The 15,693-nt window shown below is 62.4% G+C and carries 14 protein-coding genes and 1 tRNA gene; 10 read left to right on the top strand and 5 right to left on the bottom strand.

What is annotated here, in order from left to right; genetic code table 11:
* Nucleotides 1–193: 193 nt before the first annotated feature.
* From ACIQH5_RS08815 to ACIQH5_RS08790, 6 genes are all read left to right on the top strand, one after another.
* Entirely contained in the window at nucleotides 194–688 is a 495-nt protein-coding gene (locus ACIQH5_RS08815; RefSeq protein ID WP_400402154.1) for a hypothetical protein, read from the top strand.
* A 5-nt stretch (nucleotides 689–693) separates the two neighbouring features.
* Nucleotides 694–1,566: an FAD:protein FMN transferase gene (locus tag ACIQH5_RS08810; protein WP_400402152.1), complete on the top strand. Its 873-nt coding sequence runs from the start codon at nucleotides 694–696 to the stop codon at nucleotides 1,564–1,566.
* Nucleotides 1,563–3,065, top strand: a complete 1,503-nt coding sequence (locus tag ACIQH5_RS08805) for an FAD-dependent oxidoreductase (protein ID WP_400402150.1) — start codon at nucleotides 1,563–1,565, stop codon at nucleotides 3,063–3,065. The genes ACIQH5_RS08810 and ACIQH5_RS08805 overlap by 4 nt, the downstream gene beginning before the upstream one ends.
* A 108-nt stretch (nucleotides 3,066–3,173) precedes the next feature.
* Nucleotides 3,174–3,246: transfer RNA gene (locus ACIQH5_RS08800), tRNA-Arg, on the top strand.
* Nucleotides 3,247–3,405: 159 nt separating this feature from the next.
* Nucleotides 3,406–4,446, top strand: a complete 1,041-nt coding sequence (locus tag ACIQH5_RS08795) for a M4 family metallopeptidase (RefSeq protein ID WP_400402148.1) — start codon at nucleotides 3,406–3,408, stop codon at nucleotides 4,444–4,446.
* Nucleotides 4,447–4,527: 81 nt separating this feature from the next.
* On the top strand, nucleotides 4,528–4,830 hold the full coding sequence (locus ACIQH5_RS08790; RefSeq protein ID WP_400402146.1) for a protealysin inhibitor emfourin: 303 nt from the start codon (nucleotides 4,528–4,530) through the stop codon (nucleotides 4,828–4,830).
* Between the two features lie 113 nt (nucleotides 4,831–4,943).
* On the opposite strand, the gene ACIQH5_RS08785 is transcribed toward ACIQH5_RS08790, so the two are convergent.
* The gene (locus ACIQH5_RS08785; RefSeq protein ID WP_400402144.1) at nucleotides 4,944–5,912 is read right to left on the bottom strand and encodes a GlxA family transcriptional regulator; all 969 of its coding nucleotides are present in this window, start codon (nucleotides 5,910–5,912) and stop codon (nucleotides 4,944–4,946) included.
* Between the two features lie 81 nt (nucleotides 5,913–5,993).
* Here ACIQH5_RS08785 and ACIQH5_RS08780 point away from each other — a divergent pair, with 81 nt between their 5' ends.
* The 3 genes from ACIQH5_RS08780 to hrpA all read left to right on the top strand — a co-directional run bounded on the left by ACIQH5_RS08780 (nucleotide 5,994) and on the right by hrpA (nucleotide 11,297).
* On the top strand, nucleotides 5,994–6,164 hold the full coding sequence (locus ACIQH5_RS08780; RefSeq protein ID WP_014922190.1) for a hypothetical protein: 171 nt from the start codon (nucleotides 5,994–5,996) through the stop codon (nucleotides 6,162–6,164).
* Nucleotides 6,165–6,322: 158 nt separating this feature from the next.
* Entirely contained in the window at nucleotides 6,323–7,315 is a 993-nt protein-coding gene (locus ACIQH5_RS08775; RefSeq protein WP_400402142.1) for a helix-turn-helix transcriptional regulator, read from the top strand.
* 13 nt (nucleotides 7,316–7,328) lie between these two features.
* The gene (gene hrpA, locus ACIQH5_RS08770; RefSeq protein ID WP_400402140.1) at nucleotides 7,329–11,297 is read left to right on the top strand and encodes an ATP-dependent RNA helicase HrpA; all 3,969 of its coding nucleotides are present in this window, start codon (nucleotides 7,329–7,331) and stop codon (nucleotides 11,295–11,297) included.
* A 63-nt stretch (nucleotides 11,298–11,360) separates the two neighbouring features.
* Here the strand turns inward: hrpA and ACIQH5_RS08765 are convergent, their stop codons facing one another.
* Genes ACIQH5_RS08765 through ACIQH5_RS08755 form a run of 3 tightly spaced genes read right to left on the bottom strand, consistent with a single transcriptional unit; the run spans nucleotide 11,361 to nucleotide 13,854 of the window.
* Nucleotides 11,361–11,789, bottom strand: a complete 429-nt coding sequence (locus tag ACIQH5_RS08765; RefSeq protein ID WP_062066334.1) for an HIT family protein — start codon at nucleotides 11,787–11,789, stop codon at nucleotides 11,361–11,363.
* The gene (locus tag ACIQH5_RS08760; RefSeq protein ID WP_400402137.1) at nucleotides 11,786–12,940 is read right to left on the bottom strand and encodes an NAD(P)-dependent alcohol dehydrogenase; all 1,155 of its coding nucleotides are present in this window, start codon (nucleotides 12,938–12,940) and stop codon (nucleotides 11,786–11,788) included. The genes ACIQH5_RS08765 and ACIQH5_RS08760 overlap by 4 nt, the downstream gene beginning before the upstream one ends.
* Nucleotides 12,937–13,854, bottom strand: a complete 918-nt coding sequence (locus ACIQH5_RS08755) for a sulfurtransferase (protein ID WP_400402135.1) — start codon at nucleotides 13,852–13,854, stop codon at nucleotides 12,937–12,939. The genes ACIQH5_RS08760 and ACIQH5_RS08755 overlap by 4 nt, the downstream gene beginning before the upstream one ends.
* A 71-nt stretch (nucleotides 13,855–13,925) precedes the next feature.
* Here ACIQH5_RS08755 and ACIQH5_RS08750 point away from each other — a divergent pair, with 71 nt between their 5' ends.
* A complete protein-coding gene (locus ACIQH5_RS08750; RefSeq protein WP_400402133.1) occupies nucleotides 13,926–15,008 on the top strand; it encodes a PLP-dependent cysteine synthase family protein in 1,083 nt (360 codons plus the stop codon).
* Here ACIQH5_RS08750 and ACIQH5_RS08745 read toward each other — a convergent pair.
* The gene (locus tag ACIQH5_RS08745; RefSeq protein WP_400402131.1) at nucleotides 15,005–15,658 is read right to left on the bottom strand and encodes an MBL fold metallo-hydrolase; all 654 of its coding nucleotides are present in this window, start codon (nucleotides 15,656–15,658) and stop codon (nucleotides 15,005–15,007) included. The two genes, ACIQH5_RS08750 and ACIQH5_RS08745, sit on opposite strands and share 4 nt — an antisense overlap.
* Nucleotides 15,659–15,693 lie beyond the last annotated feature (35 nt).

Below are 15,693 nucleotides of genomic sequence, written 5' to 3'. Positions count from 1 at the left end.
GCCTCTTATGTGGACAATGTGGACACAGCCGACGCACAGGAACGGCTATCGGGTGCCACAGACTGAACCATTACGCTGATTTCAACGTTGTGAACACGTAGGAGGTGGCCTTGCTGGTCATCCCGGTACACGCACTAACCCTGACAAAAAATGACCCTTGACCAATTCTTGTCCAGTCGAAACGAGCAGACCCATGACTACGCCACTCCGCAAGAGCCTCTACGTTGGTTTCGCCGGCCTCTCCATCATTGGAACGGCCGCGGCATGCGCACCTTCCAGTGAAGCCCCCTCAACACAGACCCCGGCTACTGAGAATGGCGGCCAGGCCGCAAGCAGCAGTCCAACATCTGCAGCCACGTCATCGTCCACGGCGGTCGCTTCCACGGGCGCGTCCACCTACAAGGACGGGACCTATAGCTCCGACGGCACGTACACCTCGCCCAACGGGCAGGAAACCGTGGGTGTTGAACTCACTCTTGCCGCCGATAAAGTTTCTGCGGTCAACATCACGGTCCACCCCTCCAACCCCAACACCAAGAAGTTCCAGGGCGAATTCGCCAGTGGCATTGCCGCCCAGATCGTGGGCAAGGACATCGACGACCTCAACGTCTCCAAGGTGGCTGGCTCATCGCTGACTTCCGGGGGCTTCAATGAAGCCGTGGAACAGATCAAGTCCCAGGCCAAGTAACGGCCATGCCACACCCTGGCTGGAGGACCTTCAGTTTCGAAGGGATCGGTACGGAGTGGGAGATTTCGACGCCGGTCGATGTTGCACCTGCAGTCCGGGGCGAATTGCTTAAGACAGTTGCAGAGTACGACCAGACGTGGTCGCGGTTCAGGCCCGATTCCTTGGTCTCCGGAGTGTCCCGCGGGCCAGGCCGGATAACACTGCCGGAGCATGCCACCGCCCTCCAAGAGGTGTACTCCGCGCTGTATCGCCTCAGCGATGGCGCCATGACCCCGCTCATCGGCAGCAGCCTGGAGCGGCTGGGGTATGACTCCGCTTACACGCTTACTCCTGCCGGAAATCCCCTGGCCCCACCCCGGTGGGAAGACGTCCTTGACTGGAACGGCACGGAGCTTGCCGCACAAGCGCCGGTGGTCTTGGACGTGGGGGCCGCCGGCAAGGGCCAACTTGTTGACCTGCTGGGCGAAGTCCTGCAGGAGAGCGGCCATGCCGATTTCCTGGTGGATGGAAGCGGCGACATGCTGCACGCCGGCAATCATCCGGTCACCGTTGCTCTGGAGCATCCCTATAACCCACGGCAGGCCATAGGCACTGTGGAGCTGGACAACGCGGCCCTCTGCGCTTCGGCTTCCAACCGCCGTACATGGGGCGATGGTCTCCATCATGTCCTGGATGGGACCACTGGCACACCAATTGTCACCACAGTGGCTACCTGGACCATTGCCGCGAGCGCCCTGGAAGCGGACGCCCTGGCCACCGCGTTGTTCATGCTTGAGCCTCCTCGGCTGGAGGAGGAGTTCGAATTCTCCTGGCTTAAGGTGTCCTCCAGCGGTGCTGCCACGTTTTCGACCCGTTTTGAGGGGAGACTGTTCACATGATTGCCGCTAAGTCCCGAGTGGACACCTGGTTGGGCCGCTTCACCATGTACCGCTTGATTCTCTGGGTGTTGGGCGTGCTTGCGGCCTACAGCATGATCCTGAACATCCTGGGGTGGTTGACCTTCGGCCTGCCAGAGATGCTGGTTCATTTGGTTCTTTGCCTGGCCGTGACCTACGCGTCCAGCCGGCTCCTTGCCTTGGTCTTCGGAGTCAAACCCCATACGGAGTCCTCGCTGATCACCGGGCTGCTGCTGTACTTCCTGTTCTGGCCTGCCTTTGGAGTGACGGACATGGCGGGCGTTGCTTTGGCGTGTGTGCTGGCCAGTGTCTCCAAGTACGCCCTGGCCTTCCGCGGGCGTCATATCTTCAACCCGGCCGCGGTGGGCGCGTTCATCACGGGGTTGACCGGACTGAACATCGCCACATGGTGGGCGGCAACGCCAGCCATGCTCTGGGTACTGGTTCCGGGAGTGGTGATTGTCCTGTACCGGACCCGGAAAATGCTGATGGCCACCGTTTTTCTGGTGGCAGCCACCAGCATCATCACTGTGGAACTGCTGGGCCGCAACATGACGTTGGGCCAGGCCCTGTGGCAGTCCTTGGCGCAACGGCCGCTGCTGTTTTTCGTGGGTTTCATGCTTTCGGAGCCACTCACTCTGCCGCCTCGTCGCTGGCAGCAGCTGGCGCTCGCCGCCGTCGTGGGTGTTGTCTTCGCGGTGCCCTATAACTTCGGCTTCATTGCCAACTCCCCGGAACTGGCACTGTTGTTGGGGAACCTCATTGCCTTCTTCCTGGGACAGCGTGGTGGAGTCCATCTGACGTTCAAGGGCTCACGCCCCCTCACCTCTGCCAGTACAGAATTCAGGTTCGAACCGCAGAGGCCAGTGCGCTTTGAAGCCGGGCAGTTCATGGAACTGAACCTTCCCCATGCTGGCTCCGATGGTAAGGGGCGTCGCCGGGTCTTCAGCATTACCAGCCCGCCCGGTGCGGAGGAAATCACGTTCGGCGTGGGGACGGCCGAGCCGCTTTCCACAGCCAAGAAGGCGCTGTTTGCGCTTCGACCCGGGGACAGCATTTCGGCAACCGCGGTGGGTGGGGACTTTGTTCTTCCGAACGACGCCGGGAAGCCTGTCCTGCTCATTGCTGCGGGAATTGGCATCACACCCTACCTCTCGCAGCTGGCGGCCAAGGACGCCGCCCGCGACACCGTGGTGCTGTACCTGGCGAAGGGTCGCGATGAGTTGGCCTGTGTGGAGGAACTGGAAGCGTCCGGCGCCAAGGTAATAGCCCGGCTCGCGGACGGGTCCGCTCCCCCGGAGTTCATGCTCGACGCCGGCGCCTCCAGGATCGAGGCCGCGCGCCTGAAGGAGCTGGTTCCGGACATTGGGGATAGGGAAGTGTTCGTCTCCGGTTCCCCGGCAAGCGTCGACTCCCTGCGGGCGGCAGCACGCGGTGCAGGAGCCCACCGGGTCCACGTGGACTCGTTCGCGGGCTACTGATCGGCGCAGCCGGGCCGGGCTCGCCGCAGTGGCCGTCGGGTTTTCATTTGCGGCGCAGTGGCTGCTAAGCTCTAGGACGTCCCACCGGCAACGGAGGGAACCCTGGATGCCCTCGTAGCTCAGGGGATAGAGCGTCTGCCTCCGGAGCAGAAGGCCGTAGGTTCGAATCCTATCGAGGGCACAAACGAATGCCCCGCCAGCTTTGCTGGCGGGGTATTTTTGTGTGCCGGATACTCACTATCAGTTCGGGGCTTGCCGGTCCTGAACCGCAATAATGTCCGTCCCTGCTCCTAGGCTGAATTTAGTTGGTCATACCGATAGCCAAAGGGGTTTTGCCGTGATGTGCTCGATCGTCCCGCCGTACATGCTTCGCAAGATAGCCGCCCAAAATGAGCCACGGCTGCGTGCCGTGGCCCGGGCAGCCAAAGAGTCGCTGCTGCACATCAAAGACTTGCAGGCCATCCGCACTGCGCCCATCCCACCGGCGCCACCCAGTGCCCGCCAGGCCAAGCCCGGCCCGCCGAAGCGGACCATTTACGACGCTGAGTCGTCAGAAGCGTTGCCCGGACGTGTGGTCCGAAAGGAAGGGGCGGCACCCGTTGGGGACGTGTCCGCCGATGAGGCCTATGACGGCCTCGGCAGCACGCATCGCCTGTACGGCGAGGTTTTCGGCAGGGACTCGATTGACGATGCCGGCCTCGCCTTGGATGCAACTGTCCATTACGGGAAGCTCTATGACAACGCCTTTTGGGATGGCTCCCAAATGGTTTTTGGCGATGGCGATGGGCAGATCTTCCAGCGCTTCACCAAGTCCCTCAGCGTCATCGGCCACGAACTCGCTCACGGGGTTACCCAATACACTGCCAACCTGGCCTACCGGAACCAGGCCGGTGCGCTCAACGAGTCCATGTCTGACGTCTTCGGCGTGCTTGTGGAGCAGTACCTAAAGAAGGATTCCGCGGAGCAAGCCACTTGGCTCATCGGCGAGGGACTCTTCACCGACCAGGTCCAAGGCGCTGCCTTGCGCTCCATGAAAGCACCCGGCACTGCTTACGACGACGACGTCCTCGGCAAGGATCCCCAGCCGGACTCCATGGATACGTATGTGCGGACCAGTGCCGACAATGGCGGAGTTCATATCAACTCCGGAATCCCCAACAAGGCTTTCTACGTGGTGGCCACAGAACTTGGTGGAAATGCGTGGGAGGCGCCGGGCCAGATCTGGTACGGCACGCTGACCAGCGGAAGCCTCCCCGCGACGTGCACGTTCGGAAAATTTGCCAAGACCACCGTGGCCACCGCCGAAGAACTCTTCGGTTCCGGTTCAGCGGAGCATGACGCGGTCCTGAAGGCGTGGGAGACTGTGAAGGTCAAGGTTTAGTCAGCTGGCGGGACCGGACTTTCCGCTTCGGTCCCTGGCGGTTGGCTGACTACGGAACAAAAGAACGAGAAGCAGCCGGTCATGAAGATCACGGTCCAACGCAGTGGGGGAATCGCAGCGATGACTCGCGTCTGGAGCGTGGACGCAGTGTCTCCCGATGACAAAGACCGATGGGTTCCCATTGTGGAGGCGTGCCCTTGGGATGAAGCCAAGAGCCAGGCACGGTTGGCCAATGAGCCGGACCGGTTCATGTACTCCATCAGGGCGGGCCAACGCCGTGCCACCCTCCCGGACCGCGCCGTCACGGGCCCTTGGCAGGAACTGGTGGAATGCGCCAAAGCTGAAGGTTCAGAATCACAAGGCCGGTTGGGTAGCCGCCGCTAAAGCCAAAGAGCCGCTGCTCTCCCAAAGTGCGGCCGCTCAGCCAAAGTGCGGCTGCTCAGGCTGACGGCCACCCCGGCACAGCACGCAGCAAATGTCTCCCCCGAAAAGCTGCCTCAGATGGCTTCTGCCAACTGCCCCCGGAAGGCCCGCCTGTAGCTTTGAGGACTTGTGTCCAGCACCTTGGTGAAATGGTGGCGCAGCAGCACCGAATGGCCGAATCCTGCTTCCCTGGCAATTTCGTCGATGTTCAGCTCAGTGGTTTCCAGGAGTTCCTGCGCACGCAGCACGCGTTGCGAGTTCAGCCAGGCGGCCGGAGTCGCCCCGGTTTCCGCCCGGAAACGGCGCGCGAACGTCCTGGGAGACATGTGGAGCCTTGCCGCCAGATCGTTCACGCTGTGCTCTTCGTCGAGGTGCTCAACCATCCAGCGCAGCAATGCCTCCATGGGTGCTGAACCGCAGCGGGGCATGGGCCTGTCAATGAACTGGGCCTGACCGCCGTCGCGATGTGGCGGGACCACCATATCGCGCGCGATCGCGGCCGCCACGTTCGCCCCCAACTCCTCACGGACAAGGTGGAGGCAAGCGTCAATTCCTGCGGCCGTACCGGCACTGGTGATGATGGTCCCGTCCTGTACATAGAGGACGTTCTCATCCACGATCGCCGCCGGGTACCGGCTGGCCAGGTCCTGGGAATAGTGCCAATGCGTGGTGCACCGGCGGCCGTCCAGTAGTCCTGCGCGGGCCAGGGCATAAGCGCCGGAGCAAATGGACATCACCCACGCTCCCCTGGCGTGTGCTGCGCGCAAGGCATCCATCACAGACTCGGGGACGTGCTGGTCCCTTCCGAACGGCGCCATGATGACGAGGTCCGCATCTGCTGCCGCTTCGAGTCCAAGGTTTACATGCAGGGACAGTCCGGACTTCATGCTGACGTCGCCCGGTTCCGGGGCTACAACACGGAAATCGAAGGCCGGCACCCCGGCACCACGGTCCGATCGGTCGATGCCGAAGACTTCGAAAGCCGTGCCGAATTCGAAGATCGAGAAGTTGGGTACAACGATCACCGCCACTGATTTCAACATAACTCCAGTGTGGCAGAAAATTGTCCATATGGGGCATTTCTGCCACTGTTTCTTGGTTCGCCGCAGGAGCAGGCTAGAGACATGGAAATCTTCGGAATCATCCTCTTCATCGTCCTCATCACCGCCGTCGCAGCAACCGTTTCTGCCCTGTTGAAGGATGGACGCGGACACAACCCGCCCATCAACTCCAAGGAACCCTGGAGCGCCTTCGACGCTCCGAGCAGCCCCTACTGGAATCCCCGCATCTACTAGGGGCATGCCAGGCCACTGCAAGGTCCACCACGCCACAACCAACCGACGCCCGCCCGTTCACGGAATTCTGCAGGATTCTTCGAACGGCGGGCGTCCCTCTTTAAGCCACCATGATTCCTGACACCACTGCGTCGGACACATGAGCTAGATTCACTTGCATGATCCAAACGTCTGCCCGGCTCCTCCAACTGTTATCGCTCTTGCAGGTGCGTCGGGAATGGACAGGCCCGGCACTCGCTGATCGAATGGGCGTGACCGAGCGGACCGTCCGCCGGGATATCGACAAACTGCGCAATCTGGGATATCCCATTCACGCATCTCCGGGAATCGCGGGCGGCTATCAACTTGGTGCGGGTGCGCAGCTCCCTCCGCTGCTCCTCGATGACAATGAAGCCCTGGCGGTGGCCTTGGGATTGAACTCTGTGGCGGCAGGGCCCGTAGCCGGCATTGGTGAGGCGTCCGTCCGCGCATTGGCGAAGCTGGAGCAGGTCCTGCCGTCCAGGCTGCGTCCCAAGTTCGCCATGCTTAAGGCCGCCGTCACTACCCTTCCCAGCAATGCAGGAACCGTTGATCCTCAGCAACTGACGGTCGTCTCCGCCGCAATATCGGACAGGCGGCAAATCTCCTTCGAGTACGTCAAGTCCGATGGTGAATCCGCACGCCGGCTGGTGGAGCCCTACAGGTTAGTGGACACCGGCCGGCGCTGGTATCTGGTGGCGTGGGACGTTGAGCGGGAGGACTGGAGAACCTTCCGGGCGGACCGTCTCGCGTCGCTGCCCTCGGAACGCAAGAGATACACGCCCCGTCCCCTCCCCGCGGAAGACCTCGCCGCCTACGTGCAGCAGTCCATCACCCGCTCGCCGTACAGGTTCGACGTGGTGGTGCGGCTCCGCGCGCCCCTGGCCGAGGTGGCCGCCGTCGTCAATTCCCAGTACGCCACGCTGACAGCTGATGGTGCGGCGGCCACGATACTGAGGTCCGGATGGGACAACCTGGCCGCCCCGGCGGCATATCTGGCCGCACTGGACATGGACTTCGAGATTCTCGAGCCTGGTGACTTCAAGTCCTACGCCATGGAGCTTTCGCACCGGCTAAGTGCCGCAGCCGGGACTGTGACGGACGCAGCGGACGCGGTACCCAAGCCACAGTAGACTGGCTGCAGCCATGACACTTCATATTTCCTACCCTGCAGAGCTGCCCGTCTCCGAGCGCCGCGAGGATCTGATGGCGGCCATCGCCGCAAACCAGGTCACCATCATTGCCGGCGAGACCGGTTCGGGTAAGACCACGCAGATCCCCAAGATGTGCCTCGAACTTGGCCTTGGAGACAAGGGCCTGATCGGGCACACCCAGCCACGCCGGCTGGCAGCCCGCACTGTGGCCGAGCGCATCGCCTCTGAACTGGACGTGGAGATTGGCCAGGAAGTGGGCTTCCAGGTCCGGTTCACCGGCGAGGTCAGCGCGTCCACCAAGATCAAACTGATGACGGACGGCATCCTCCTCGCGGAGATCCAGCGGGACAAACTGCTGCGGAAGTACAGCACCATCATCATTGATGAAGCCCATGAGCGCAGCCTCAACATCGACTTCATTCTGGGCTACCTCAAACGCATACTTCCCCAGCGCCCGGACCTCAAGGTCATCATCACCTCGGCCACCATCGATCCCCAGCGTTTCGCCGAGCACTTCGGCAGCGAGGAGGATCCAGCACCGATCATCGAGGTCTCCGGACGGACGTATCCGGTGGAGATCCGATACAGGCCTTTATCCCAGCCGGCCGGAGGGGACGACGACACCTCAGACGATGAACTCGAAGAGGACCGCGATCCTCTGGACGCTGTTTGTGATGCAGTGGACGAGCTCGCCAAGGAAGCGCCCGGCGACATCCTCATCTTCTTCTCCGGTGAGCGCGAAATCCGGGATGCCACGGAAGCCATCAACGGCCGCATCCAAACAAACAGGCGCCTTGCGGGGACAGAAGTGCTGCCCCTCTTTGCCCGTTTGAGCCTGCAAGAACAGCACAGGGTGTTCAACCCCGGCGGAAAACGTCGCATTATCCTGGCCACCAACGTGGCAGAGACGTCGCTGACCGTGCCCGGCATCAAGTATGTGATCGACACCGGCACCGCCCGCATCTCCCGGTATTCACACCGGACCAAAGTCCAGCGGCTTCCCATCGAACGCGTTTCCCAGGCCTCGGCCAACCAGCGCTCGGGCCGCTGTGGGCGTGTGTCCGAGGGCATTGCCATCCGCTTGTACTCCGAAGAGGACTTCGAGTCGCGTCCGCTGTTCACGGACCCGGAAATTCTCAGGACCAACCTCGCTGCCGTCATCCTGCAGATGACAGCCATGGGCGTGGCCCGAGGACCCAAGGATGTAGAGAACTTCCCCTTCGTGGAACCACCGGACTCACGGGCCATCAACGACGGCGTCACCCTCCTGCGCGAACTCGGCGCCTTGACCTCGCCCAAGTCCGGTGAAGCGGCCGGCAAAGGTCGAAGCGGTAGCGGCCTGACCGCCGTCGGGCAAAAACTTGCCCAGCTGCCCGTGGATCCACGGCTGGGCCGAATGATCGTGGAGGCCGGTAAGCGTGGCTGCGTCCGCGAAGTCATGATCCTGGCGGCTGCCCTCACCATCCAGGACCCCCGGGAACGGCCAACAGACAAACAACAGTTGGCCGCGGAAAAGCACGCACGGTTCCGTGATGAGCTCTCGGACTTCACCGGCTTCCTCAACCTGTGGAACTACCTCCAGGAGAAACAGCGCGAGCTGTCCTCCACCCAGTTCCGCAAGCTGTGCCGGAACGAGTTCATCAATTACCTGCGTGTCCGTGAGTGGCAGGACCTCTTCACCCAGCTCCGGCAAATGGCCAAACCCCTCGGCATCGCCCTGGACAACAAGCGGGAAGCGGACCCTGTAGGAAACTACGAGGGCATCCACATCAGCTTGCTCTCCGGATTACTCAGCCACATCGGCCTCTTGGATGAGCGCAAGCGTGAGTACGCCGGCGCCCGCGGAAGCCGATTCGCGATCTTCCCCGGTTCAGCGCTGTTCAAGAAATCGCCCACGTTCGTCATGGCAGCGGAACTGGTGGAAACCAGCCGGCTCTGGGCCCGCGTTGCCGCCAAGTTCGATCCCCTATGGGCGGAGCAGGTAGCTCCGGACCTGGTGAAGCGGTCCTACAGCGAACCGCACTGGTCTTCGCGGCAGGGCGCCGTCATGGCCCACGAGAAAGTGACGCTGTACGGCGTACCCATCATCCCCAACCGCCGCGTCAATTACGGGCGCGTCGACCCCGAGTTGTCGCGCGAACTCTTCATCCGCCATGCCCTGGTGGAGGGTGAGTGGAAAACGCACCATAAATTCTTCCACCGGAACCGCGCCCTGCTCCAGGAGATCGAAGAACTCGAAACCCGCATGCGGCGCCGGGACATCCTGGTGGACGATCAGACGCTCTTCGAGTTCTATGACGCCCGCGTGGGCAAGGAAGTGGTCTCCGAGAGGCACTTTGACAAGTGGTGGAAGGACGCCCGCCAGGCAGACCCCGATCTCCTGGACTTCGACCAATCGTTGCTGATGAGCGAAGACGCCGAGTCACTGGATGACTCCGCCTATCCGAAGAGTTGGCTGCACAAGGGCTTCGAACTCCCTCTGAGCTACGAGTTCCATCCCGTGGCGCCCGGCTCGGCCCCCAATCCCTCCGATGGCGTCACCGCTGAAGTTCCGGTGCTGTTCCTCAACCAGTTGGACGATGCTCCTTTCCGCTGGCAAATCCCCGGCCAGCGGGTAGAGCTGGTCACAGCACTGATTAAGTCGCTGCCCAAGCAGGTGCGGAAGAACTTCGTGCCCGCCCCGGACGTTGCGAGGCAGGCCACTGCAGCTCTTGAAGCAGACTTCGATCCCGCCACCGACGAGCTCGAGCCCTCCCTGGAACTGGTTCTTCGCCGGCTCCGCGGTCACGTCATTCCACCTGGATCCTGGAACTGGGACGCAGTGCCACCGCACCTCAGGGTGAGCTTCAAGGTGGTGGACAGCAAGGGCAAAGTGCTGGACGAAGGCAAAGACCTCCCAGAGCTTCAGGAAAAGCTGGCACCGGCCACTCGTCGTGCCATCGCAGAATCGCTCGGTGCCACGCCCGCGACGACGTCACGCGGCAAAGGCGCCAACGGCGCAAAGGGAGGCGCCAAAGGAACAGATGCATCTGGTGCTCCCAATGGCCGCACCCCGGCGTCCGGGGAAGCTCCCGGCGTGGATGGAGTTCTTGCCGAACGCAGTGGCATCACCACGTGGGACTTCGGCACCGTGGAGCGTCAGGTGACGCGAACCGTCAAGGGTCACGCAGTCACAGGATTCCCTGCCATCGTGGACGAAGGCAAGTCCGTTGCCCTCCGGGTTTTCCAGAGCCGGCCGGAACAAGAAGCCGCCATGCGTGGCGGCGTCATCAGGCTGCTCGCCCTGCGGATCCCGGCACCTGACCGTTACGTGCTGGAGCACCTCAGCAACACCGAGAAACTGACGTTCAGCCAGAATCCGCACGGATCCGTGAGCGCGCTCATCGCTGACTGCGCTTTAGCGGCGATCGACAAACTGGTCCCCCAGGATCTGCCCTGGGACACGCAATCTTTCGATGCGTTGTACGAGGTTGTCCGGGCAGAACTGATCGACACCGTCTTCACGGTGACTGCGATCGTCGAACGTATCCTGGCCAGTACCCGCCGCATCCAGAAGCAGCTGAAGTCCAACACCAGCCTGCATCTGATCAGCGCCCTCAATGACATGAAGAGTCAACTGGAGCAACTGGTGTTCCCGGGCTTTGTGGCACAAACGGGCTATGCGCAACTCAGCCAAGTGCCCCGGTACCTTCAGGGGATCGAGAAGCGGCTGGAAAAGCTTCCGGGGAACGTCCAACGCGATGGCCTTAATATGGCAGTCGTTCAGGCATTGGAGGATGACTATGACGACGCCGTGTCCGCGCTGCTTCCTGGGCGGCGCGCCGGCGCTGAGTTAACCCGTGTGCGCTGGATGATCGAGGAACTGCGGGTGAGCCTCTTCGCCGTGGAGTTGGGCACCGCCTATTCCGTGTCGGAGAAGCGCGTCCGCACTGTCCTGAACCAGGCACTCGCCCCGGCCTAGCGCCCGGCACAGAAAAACCCGGCAGTGCGGATTCAGCACTGCCGGGTTAAATCTTGTGGGGGCTCAGTCCTCCGGGACACTATCCCCGTGGCCAGCCGTCCGGAGAGCGGCGCGAAGCTTAACGGCAGTAGCGTCCATGACCGCGGGATCCGGGTTGTGGTCCACGTTGTGAATTTCAAAGTCTGCCGTGGAATAGGCCGGCCACACGTGGACGTGCAGATGATCCACCTCGAAACCTTCCATCAACACGCCAACACGCTTGGCATCGAAGATAGACTCCTGCACCTTGCCGATTCGCTGGGCCACGTCCATGACCTTGGCCAGCAGCTCGGGGCTGGCGTGCGTCCACGAGTCCACTTCTTCACGCGGGACCACCAAGGTGTGCCCTTGGGTGATGGGCGAGATAGTCAGGAACGCCACCACGTCCTGGTCCTTCCAGACGAAGCGGCCCGGGATTTCCCCATTGATGATCTTGGTGAACAGCGTGCTCATGCGTCTGCCCTTTCCGATGGTTCCTGGAGTGTTGCTGTGTCCAGAACGAAACGGTACTTCACATCTCCGGCCACCATGCGGTCATAAGCTTCGTTGAGTTGCCCGGCGGCCACCACCTCGATGTCGCTCACAACTCCGTGTTCGGCACAGAAATCCAACATCTCCTGCGTTTCCTCAATGCCGCCGATCAAGGAACCTGCATAGGCGAGCCGACGGCGGATGAGCAGGCCAGGGCTGACCGGTGGCATGTCATCGGCGGGGAGTCCCAGCTGGAAGAGGGCGCCATCCAGGCGAAGGGTCCGGAAGTACGGGTTGAGATCATGTGGCGCTGCGACGGTGTCGATGATGACATCGATGCTCCGGTTTGCAGCGTCCATGGCGTCGGCATCCTTGGACAGGACCACATGGTCCGCGCCCAGCTCCCGGGCAGCCTCAAACTTGGATTCGGACGTGGTGAAAACAGTGACCTCGGCGCCCATGGCTTTGGCGATCTTGACTGCCATGTGCCCCAGTCCGCCCAAGCCCACCACACCTACGGAATCGCCTTCTTCAACATCGAAATACCGCAGTGGAGAGTAGGTGGTGATTCCGGCGCACAGCAAAGGAGCTGCCGCCGCGGCGTCCAAGGTCTCGGGAACCCGCAGCACAAAGCGCCTGTCAACCACTACCGACGTCGAATAGCCACCCTGGGTGATCTCGTCTTCGTGGCGGGGGTCGGCAGCGCCGTACGTCCCGATGTTGCCCCGTTCGCAATACTGCTCCAGGCCATCGAGGCAGCTCTCACATTCGCGGCAGGAATCCACCATGCAGCCGACGCCTACACGGTCGCCCGGAGCAAAGTCCTCCACAGCGGATCCCACGCGGGTTACCTTGCCTACGATTTCGTGGCCGGGCACCAGCGGGTACGGCGGGACCCGCCACTCCCCACGCGTCGCATGGACGTCTGAATGGCACAGACCGCAGAATTCAATCGCGATCTCGACGTCGTCCTCGGTGGGGACCCGGCGCGCGACGGTCAGTGGCACCAAGCCACTGTCGGGCGAGGTTGCGCCGTACGCTGCAGCGAGCGTCCTGGCTTCGGCGTCAGACCCACCCGCGTCAAGAGTGATGGATTTGGCTAAGGGCGGGGGTACGGGGCGTCCGGGAGTCATGCTCCGACGCTACTCCCGGCAGACGTGCCGGTGCCACTCGAGGCGGCGTGATCACCGGCACCATCAGCGCCTTCATCAAAGGGATCCTTCCCAAGGACCACCGGATTCGCGGCGTTATTCGACCACTGCGAGAACGAGCCCGGATACAGCGCAGCCCGGTATCCGGCGATCTCCAAAGCAGCGATCTCATGGGAAGCCGTCACTCCGGAACCGCAATAGACAGCCACCTCGGACGACTCCGTCAGGCCCAGCTCCTCAAAACGCCGACGCAACTCCTCCGCTGGAAGGAACCTTCCATCAGCAGTGACGTTCCCCGTTGTGGGCGCGCTCACCGCGCCGGGGATGTGCCCGGCCCGGGGATCAATGGGTTCCACCTCACCGCGGTAGCGCTCCCCCGCCCGGGCGTCCAGCAACACACCGTTGCGGTGCCACTGCCCAGCCTCATGCTCCGTGATGGCCGGCATGCGGCCCGCGCCCAAGGTGACATTTCCGACGGCGGGACTCACCTCACCGGATTCCACCGCGTAGCCCGCCGCGCGCCACGCGGCCAGGCCGCCGTCGAGCAGGTACACCGAGCCAAAGTCAGCATTCCGCAGCATCCACCAAACGCGTGCCGCCGCCATACTGCCGCTGTTGTCGTACGCCACCACGGTGTCGTCGTCGTTGATCCCCCACTTTCGCGCGGATTCCTGAAAGCGATCACGGGCCGGCAGAGGATGGCGCCCTTGCCGTGGCTGCGCGTGGTCAGCCAGCTCTGTGGGAAGATCCACGAACACTGCGCCCGGAAGACGGGCGCTCTGGTACTCAGCGTGCCCATCTGAACGGCCCAGGACCCAGCGGACGTCCAGAAGTACAGTGCGTTTCCCAGATTCGATGCGCGCGTGCAGTTCCGACGCGCTTATCAACGTGGCCATAAGTTCTCCTTCGTTCCGGCGGCTTTGGCTCCGTTGCTGCCGGTGCCTCAATTCCAGCCTAGGCTTATCCGGTGAGCAATTCGTGTATTCAGGACAGGGCATGGGCCAACGAGGCCATCCGTAAGATCGAGGCTGAGAATAACCGCTCGGCCGACACCCACCTTTATGCGGTTCCACTCCCGGAGCACTGGGGAGTCCACCTGTACCTCAAGGACGAATCGACCCACAGATCCGGCAGCCTCAAGCACCGTTTGGCCCGGTCCCTGTTCCTTTATGGACTCGTCAACGGCTGGATCACCGAAGGCACCACCATCGTTGAAGCCTCAAGCGGGAGCACCGCTGTGTCCGAGGCCTACTTTGCCCGGCTCATCGGGTTGCCGTTCATCGCGGTCATGACCAAGACCACCAGCCCGGAAAAGATCGCACTGATTGAGGACTTCGGGGGCGCATGCCTGCTGGTTGATCATGCTTCAGAGGTCTACGCCGTTGCCGAAGAGACCGCAAAGACGTCCGGTGGCTACTACATGGATCAATTCACGTACGCCGAACGCGCAACGGATTGGCGCGGCAACAACAACATCGCGGAATCGATCTTCGAACAGCTCTCCCTGGAAGAACACCCGATTCCGGAATGGATTGTGGTCGGTGCGGGTACCGGCGGTACCAGCGCCACCATCGGCCGCTACCTTCGATACAACCGACATGACACCCGGCTGGCTGTCGTGGACCCCGAAAATTCGGCTTTCTACCCGGCATGGCGCGACGGAGACGCGGCCGCTGCCACGGGCCTGCCGTCCAGGATCGAGGGGATCGGCCGGCCTCGGTCTGAGCCCAGCTTCGTCCCGGCAGTCATCGACCACATGATCCAAGTGCCCGACGCCGCCTCGGTCGCCGCCATGCGTCACCTGCGGAAACTCACCGGCCTGCACGCAGGGCCATCCACAGGAACCAATCTTTGGGGCGTCTGGCAGCTGGTGGCCGCGATGGTGGCGGAGGGCCGCAGGGGCAGCATCGTTTCACTCATGTGCGACGCCGGCGATCGTTACGCGGGCAGCTACAACGACGCCGGATGGTTGGACGCACACGGCTTGGACCCGGCACCCCACGAAGCTGTGCTGGAACGGTTTCACAGCGAAGGGGTGTGGACCGGCTAGAGCTCCACGGACTCTTTAGGGGCCAGACGCGTGTAGGTGGTTCCATAACGGGCGCCGATCCGGGTGACATGTCCCTCAACGATTCCCCGGCCCAGTTCGTTGAGCAGACCGTCGTGGACCGGAAATGCCCTGGGAGCGCGGACGGAGATCACGAAATCCACTACCTCGCCCACTTTGGACCAAGGGGCATGGATGGGGACCAGGAGGGTTTGAACATTGATACCGTCGGGGACCACAAACGAATCTCCGGGGTGGAAGACGTTCCCGTCCACCAGGTAGCCGATGTTCGCGACTACCGGGATCTGTGCGTGGATGACGGCATGTTGTCCACCGAAAGTCCGGATGCTGAATCCTGCCGCCTCAAAGCTGGAGCCGGGCTCCACAGCGTGCACTCGATCGGCGACATCGGTGTTTTCCTTCAGCGCAGCGGCCACCCCGGCCGGCGCGTGGACCTCCAGCGCAGTGTTGCTCCGCAGGGCTGCCGTCACCGCCGGATGATCGATGTGGTCATTGTGCTCGTGCGTAACAAGCACGGCATGGGCTCCGCTCAACGCTTCCTCGGACTCGGAGAAAGTCCCGGGGTCGATCACCAGCACCTTTCCCTCCTTCTCCAACCGGACACAGGCGTGGGTGTACTTGGTGAGCTTCATGGAGACAGCCTATGGGCGCCGGCTGACAGTTTCCA

This window comes from Paenarthrobacter sp. NPDC091711 (genome assembly GCF_044756605.1).
GTDB lineage: Bacteria > Actinomycetota > Actinomycetes > Actinomycetales > Micrococcaceae > Arthrobacter.
Note: the sequence above shows the minus strand (reverse complement) of the source record. Positions and strands in the feature narration are given on the sequence as shown.

What these genes read in the sequence shown, in the direction of transcription:
- ACIQH5_RS08815 (WP_400402154.1), top strand. Translation starts at nt 194, where the DNA reads ATGACTACGCCACTCCGCAAGAGCCTCTACGTTGGTTTCGCCGGCCTC.
- ACIQH5_RS08810 (WP_400402152.1), top strand. Translation starts at nt 694, where the DNA reads ATGCCACACCCTGGCTGGAGGACCTTCAGTTTCGAAGGGATCGGTACG.
- ACIQH5_RS08805 (WP_400402150.1), top strand. Translation starts at nt 1,563, where the DNA reads ATGATTGCCGCTAAGTCCCGAGTGGACACCTGGTTGGGCCGCTTCACC.
- ACIQH5_RS08795 (WP_400402148.1), top strand. Translation starts at nt 3,406, where the DNA reads ATGTGCTCGATCGTCCCGCCGTACATGCTTCGCAAGATAGCCGCCCAA.
- ACIQH5_RS08790 (WP_400402146.1), top strand. Translation starts at nt 4,528, where the DNA reads ATGAAGATCACGGTCCAACGCAGTGGGGGAATCGCAGCGATGACTCGC.
- ACIQH5_RS08785 (WP_400402144.1), bottom strand. Translation starts at nt 5,912, where the DNA reads ATGTTGAAATCAGTGGCGGTGATCGTTGTACCCAACTTCTCGATCTTC.
- ACIQH5_RS08780 (WP_014922190.1), top strand. Translation starts at nt 5,994, where the DNA reads ATGGAAATCTTCGGAATCATCCTCTTCATCGTCCTCATCACCGCCGTC.
- ACIQH5_RS08775 (WP_400402142.1), top strand. Translation starts at nt 6,323, where the DNA reads ATGATCCAAACGTCTGCCCGGCTCCTCCAACTGTTATCGCTCTTGCAG.
- hrpA (WP_400402140.1), top strand. Translation starts at nt 7,329, where the DNA reads ATGACACTTCATATTTCCTACCCTGCAGAGCTGCCCGTCTCCGAGCGC.
- ACIQH5_RS08765 (WP_062066334.1), bottom strand. Translation starts at nt 11,789, where the DNA reads ATGAGCACGCTGTTCACCAAGATCATCAATGGGGAAATCCCGGGCCGC.
- ACIQH5_RS08760 (WP_400402137.1), bottom strand. Translation starts at nt 12,940, where the DNA reads ATGACTCCCGGACGCCCCGTACCCCCGCCCTTAGCCAAATCCATCACT.
- ACIQH5_RS08755 (WP_400402135.1), bottom strand. Translation starts at nt 13,854, where the DNA reads ATGGCCACGTTGATAAGCGCGTCGGAACTGCACGCGCGCATCGAATCT.
- ACIQH5_RS08745 (WP_400402131.1), bottom strand. Translation starts at nt 15,658, where the DNA reads ATGAAGCTCACCAAGTACACCCACGCCTGTGTCCGGTTGGAGAAGGAG.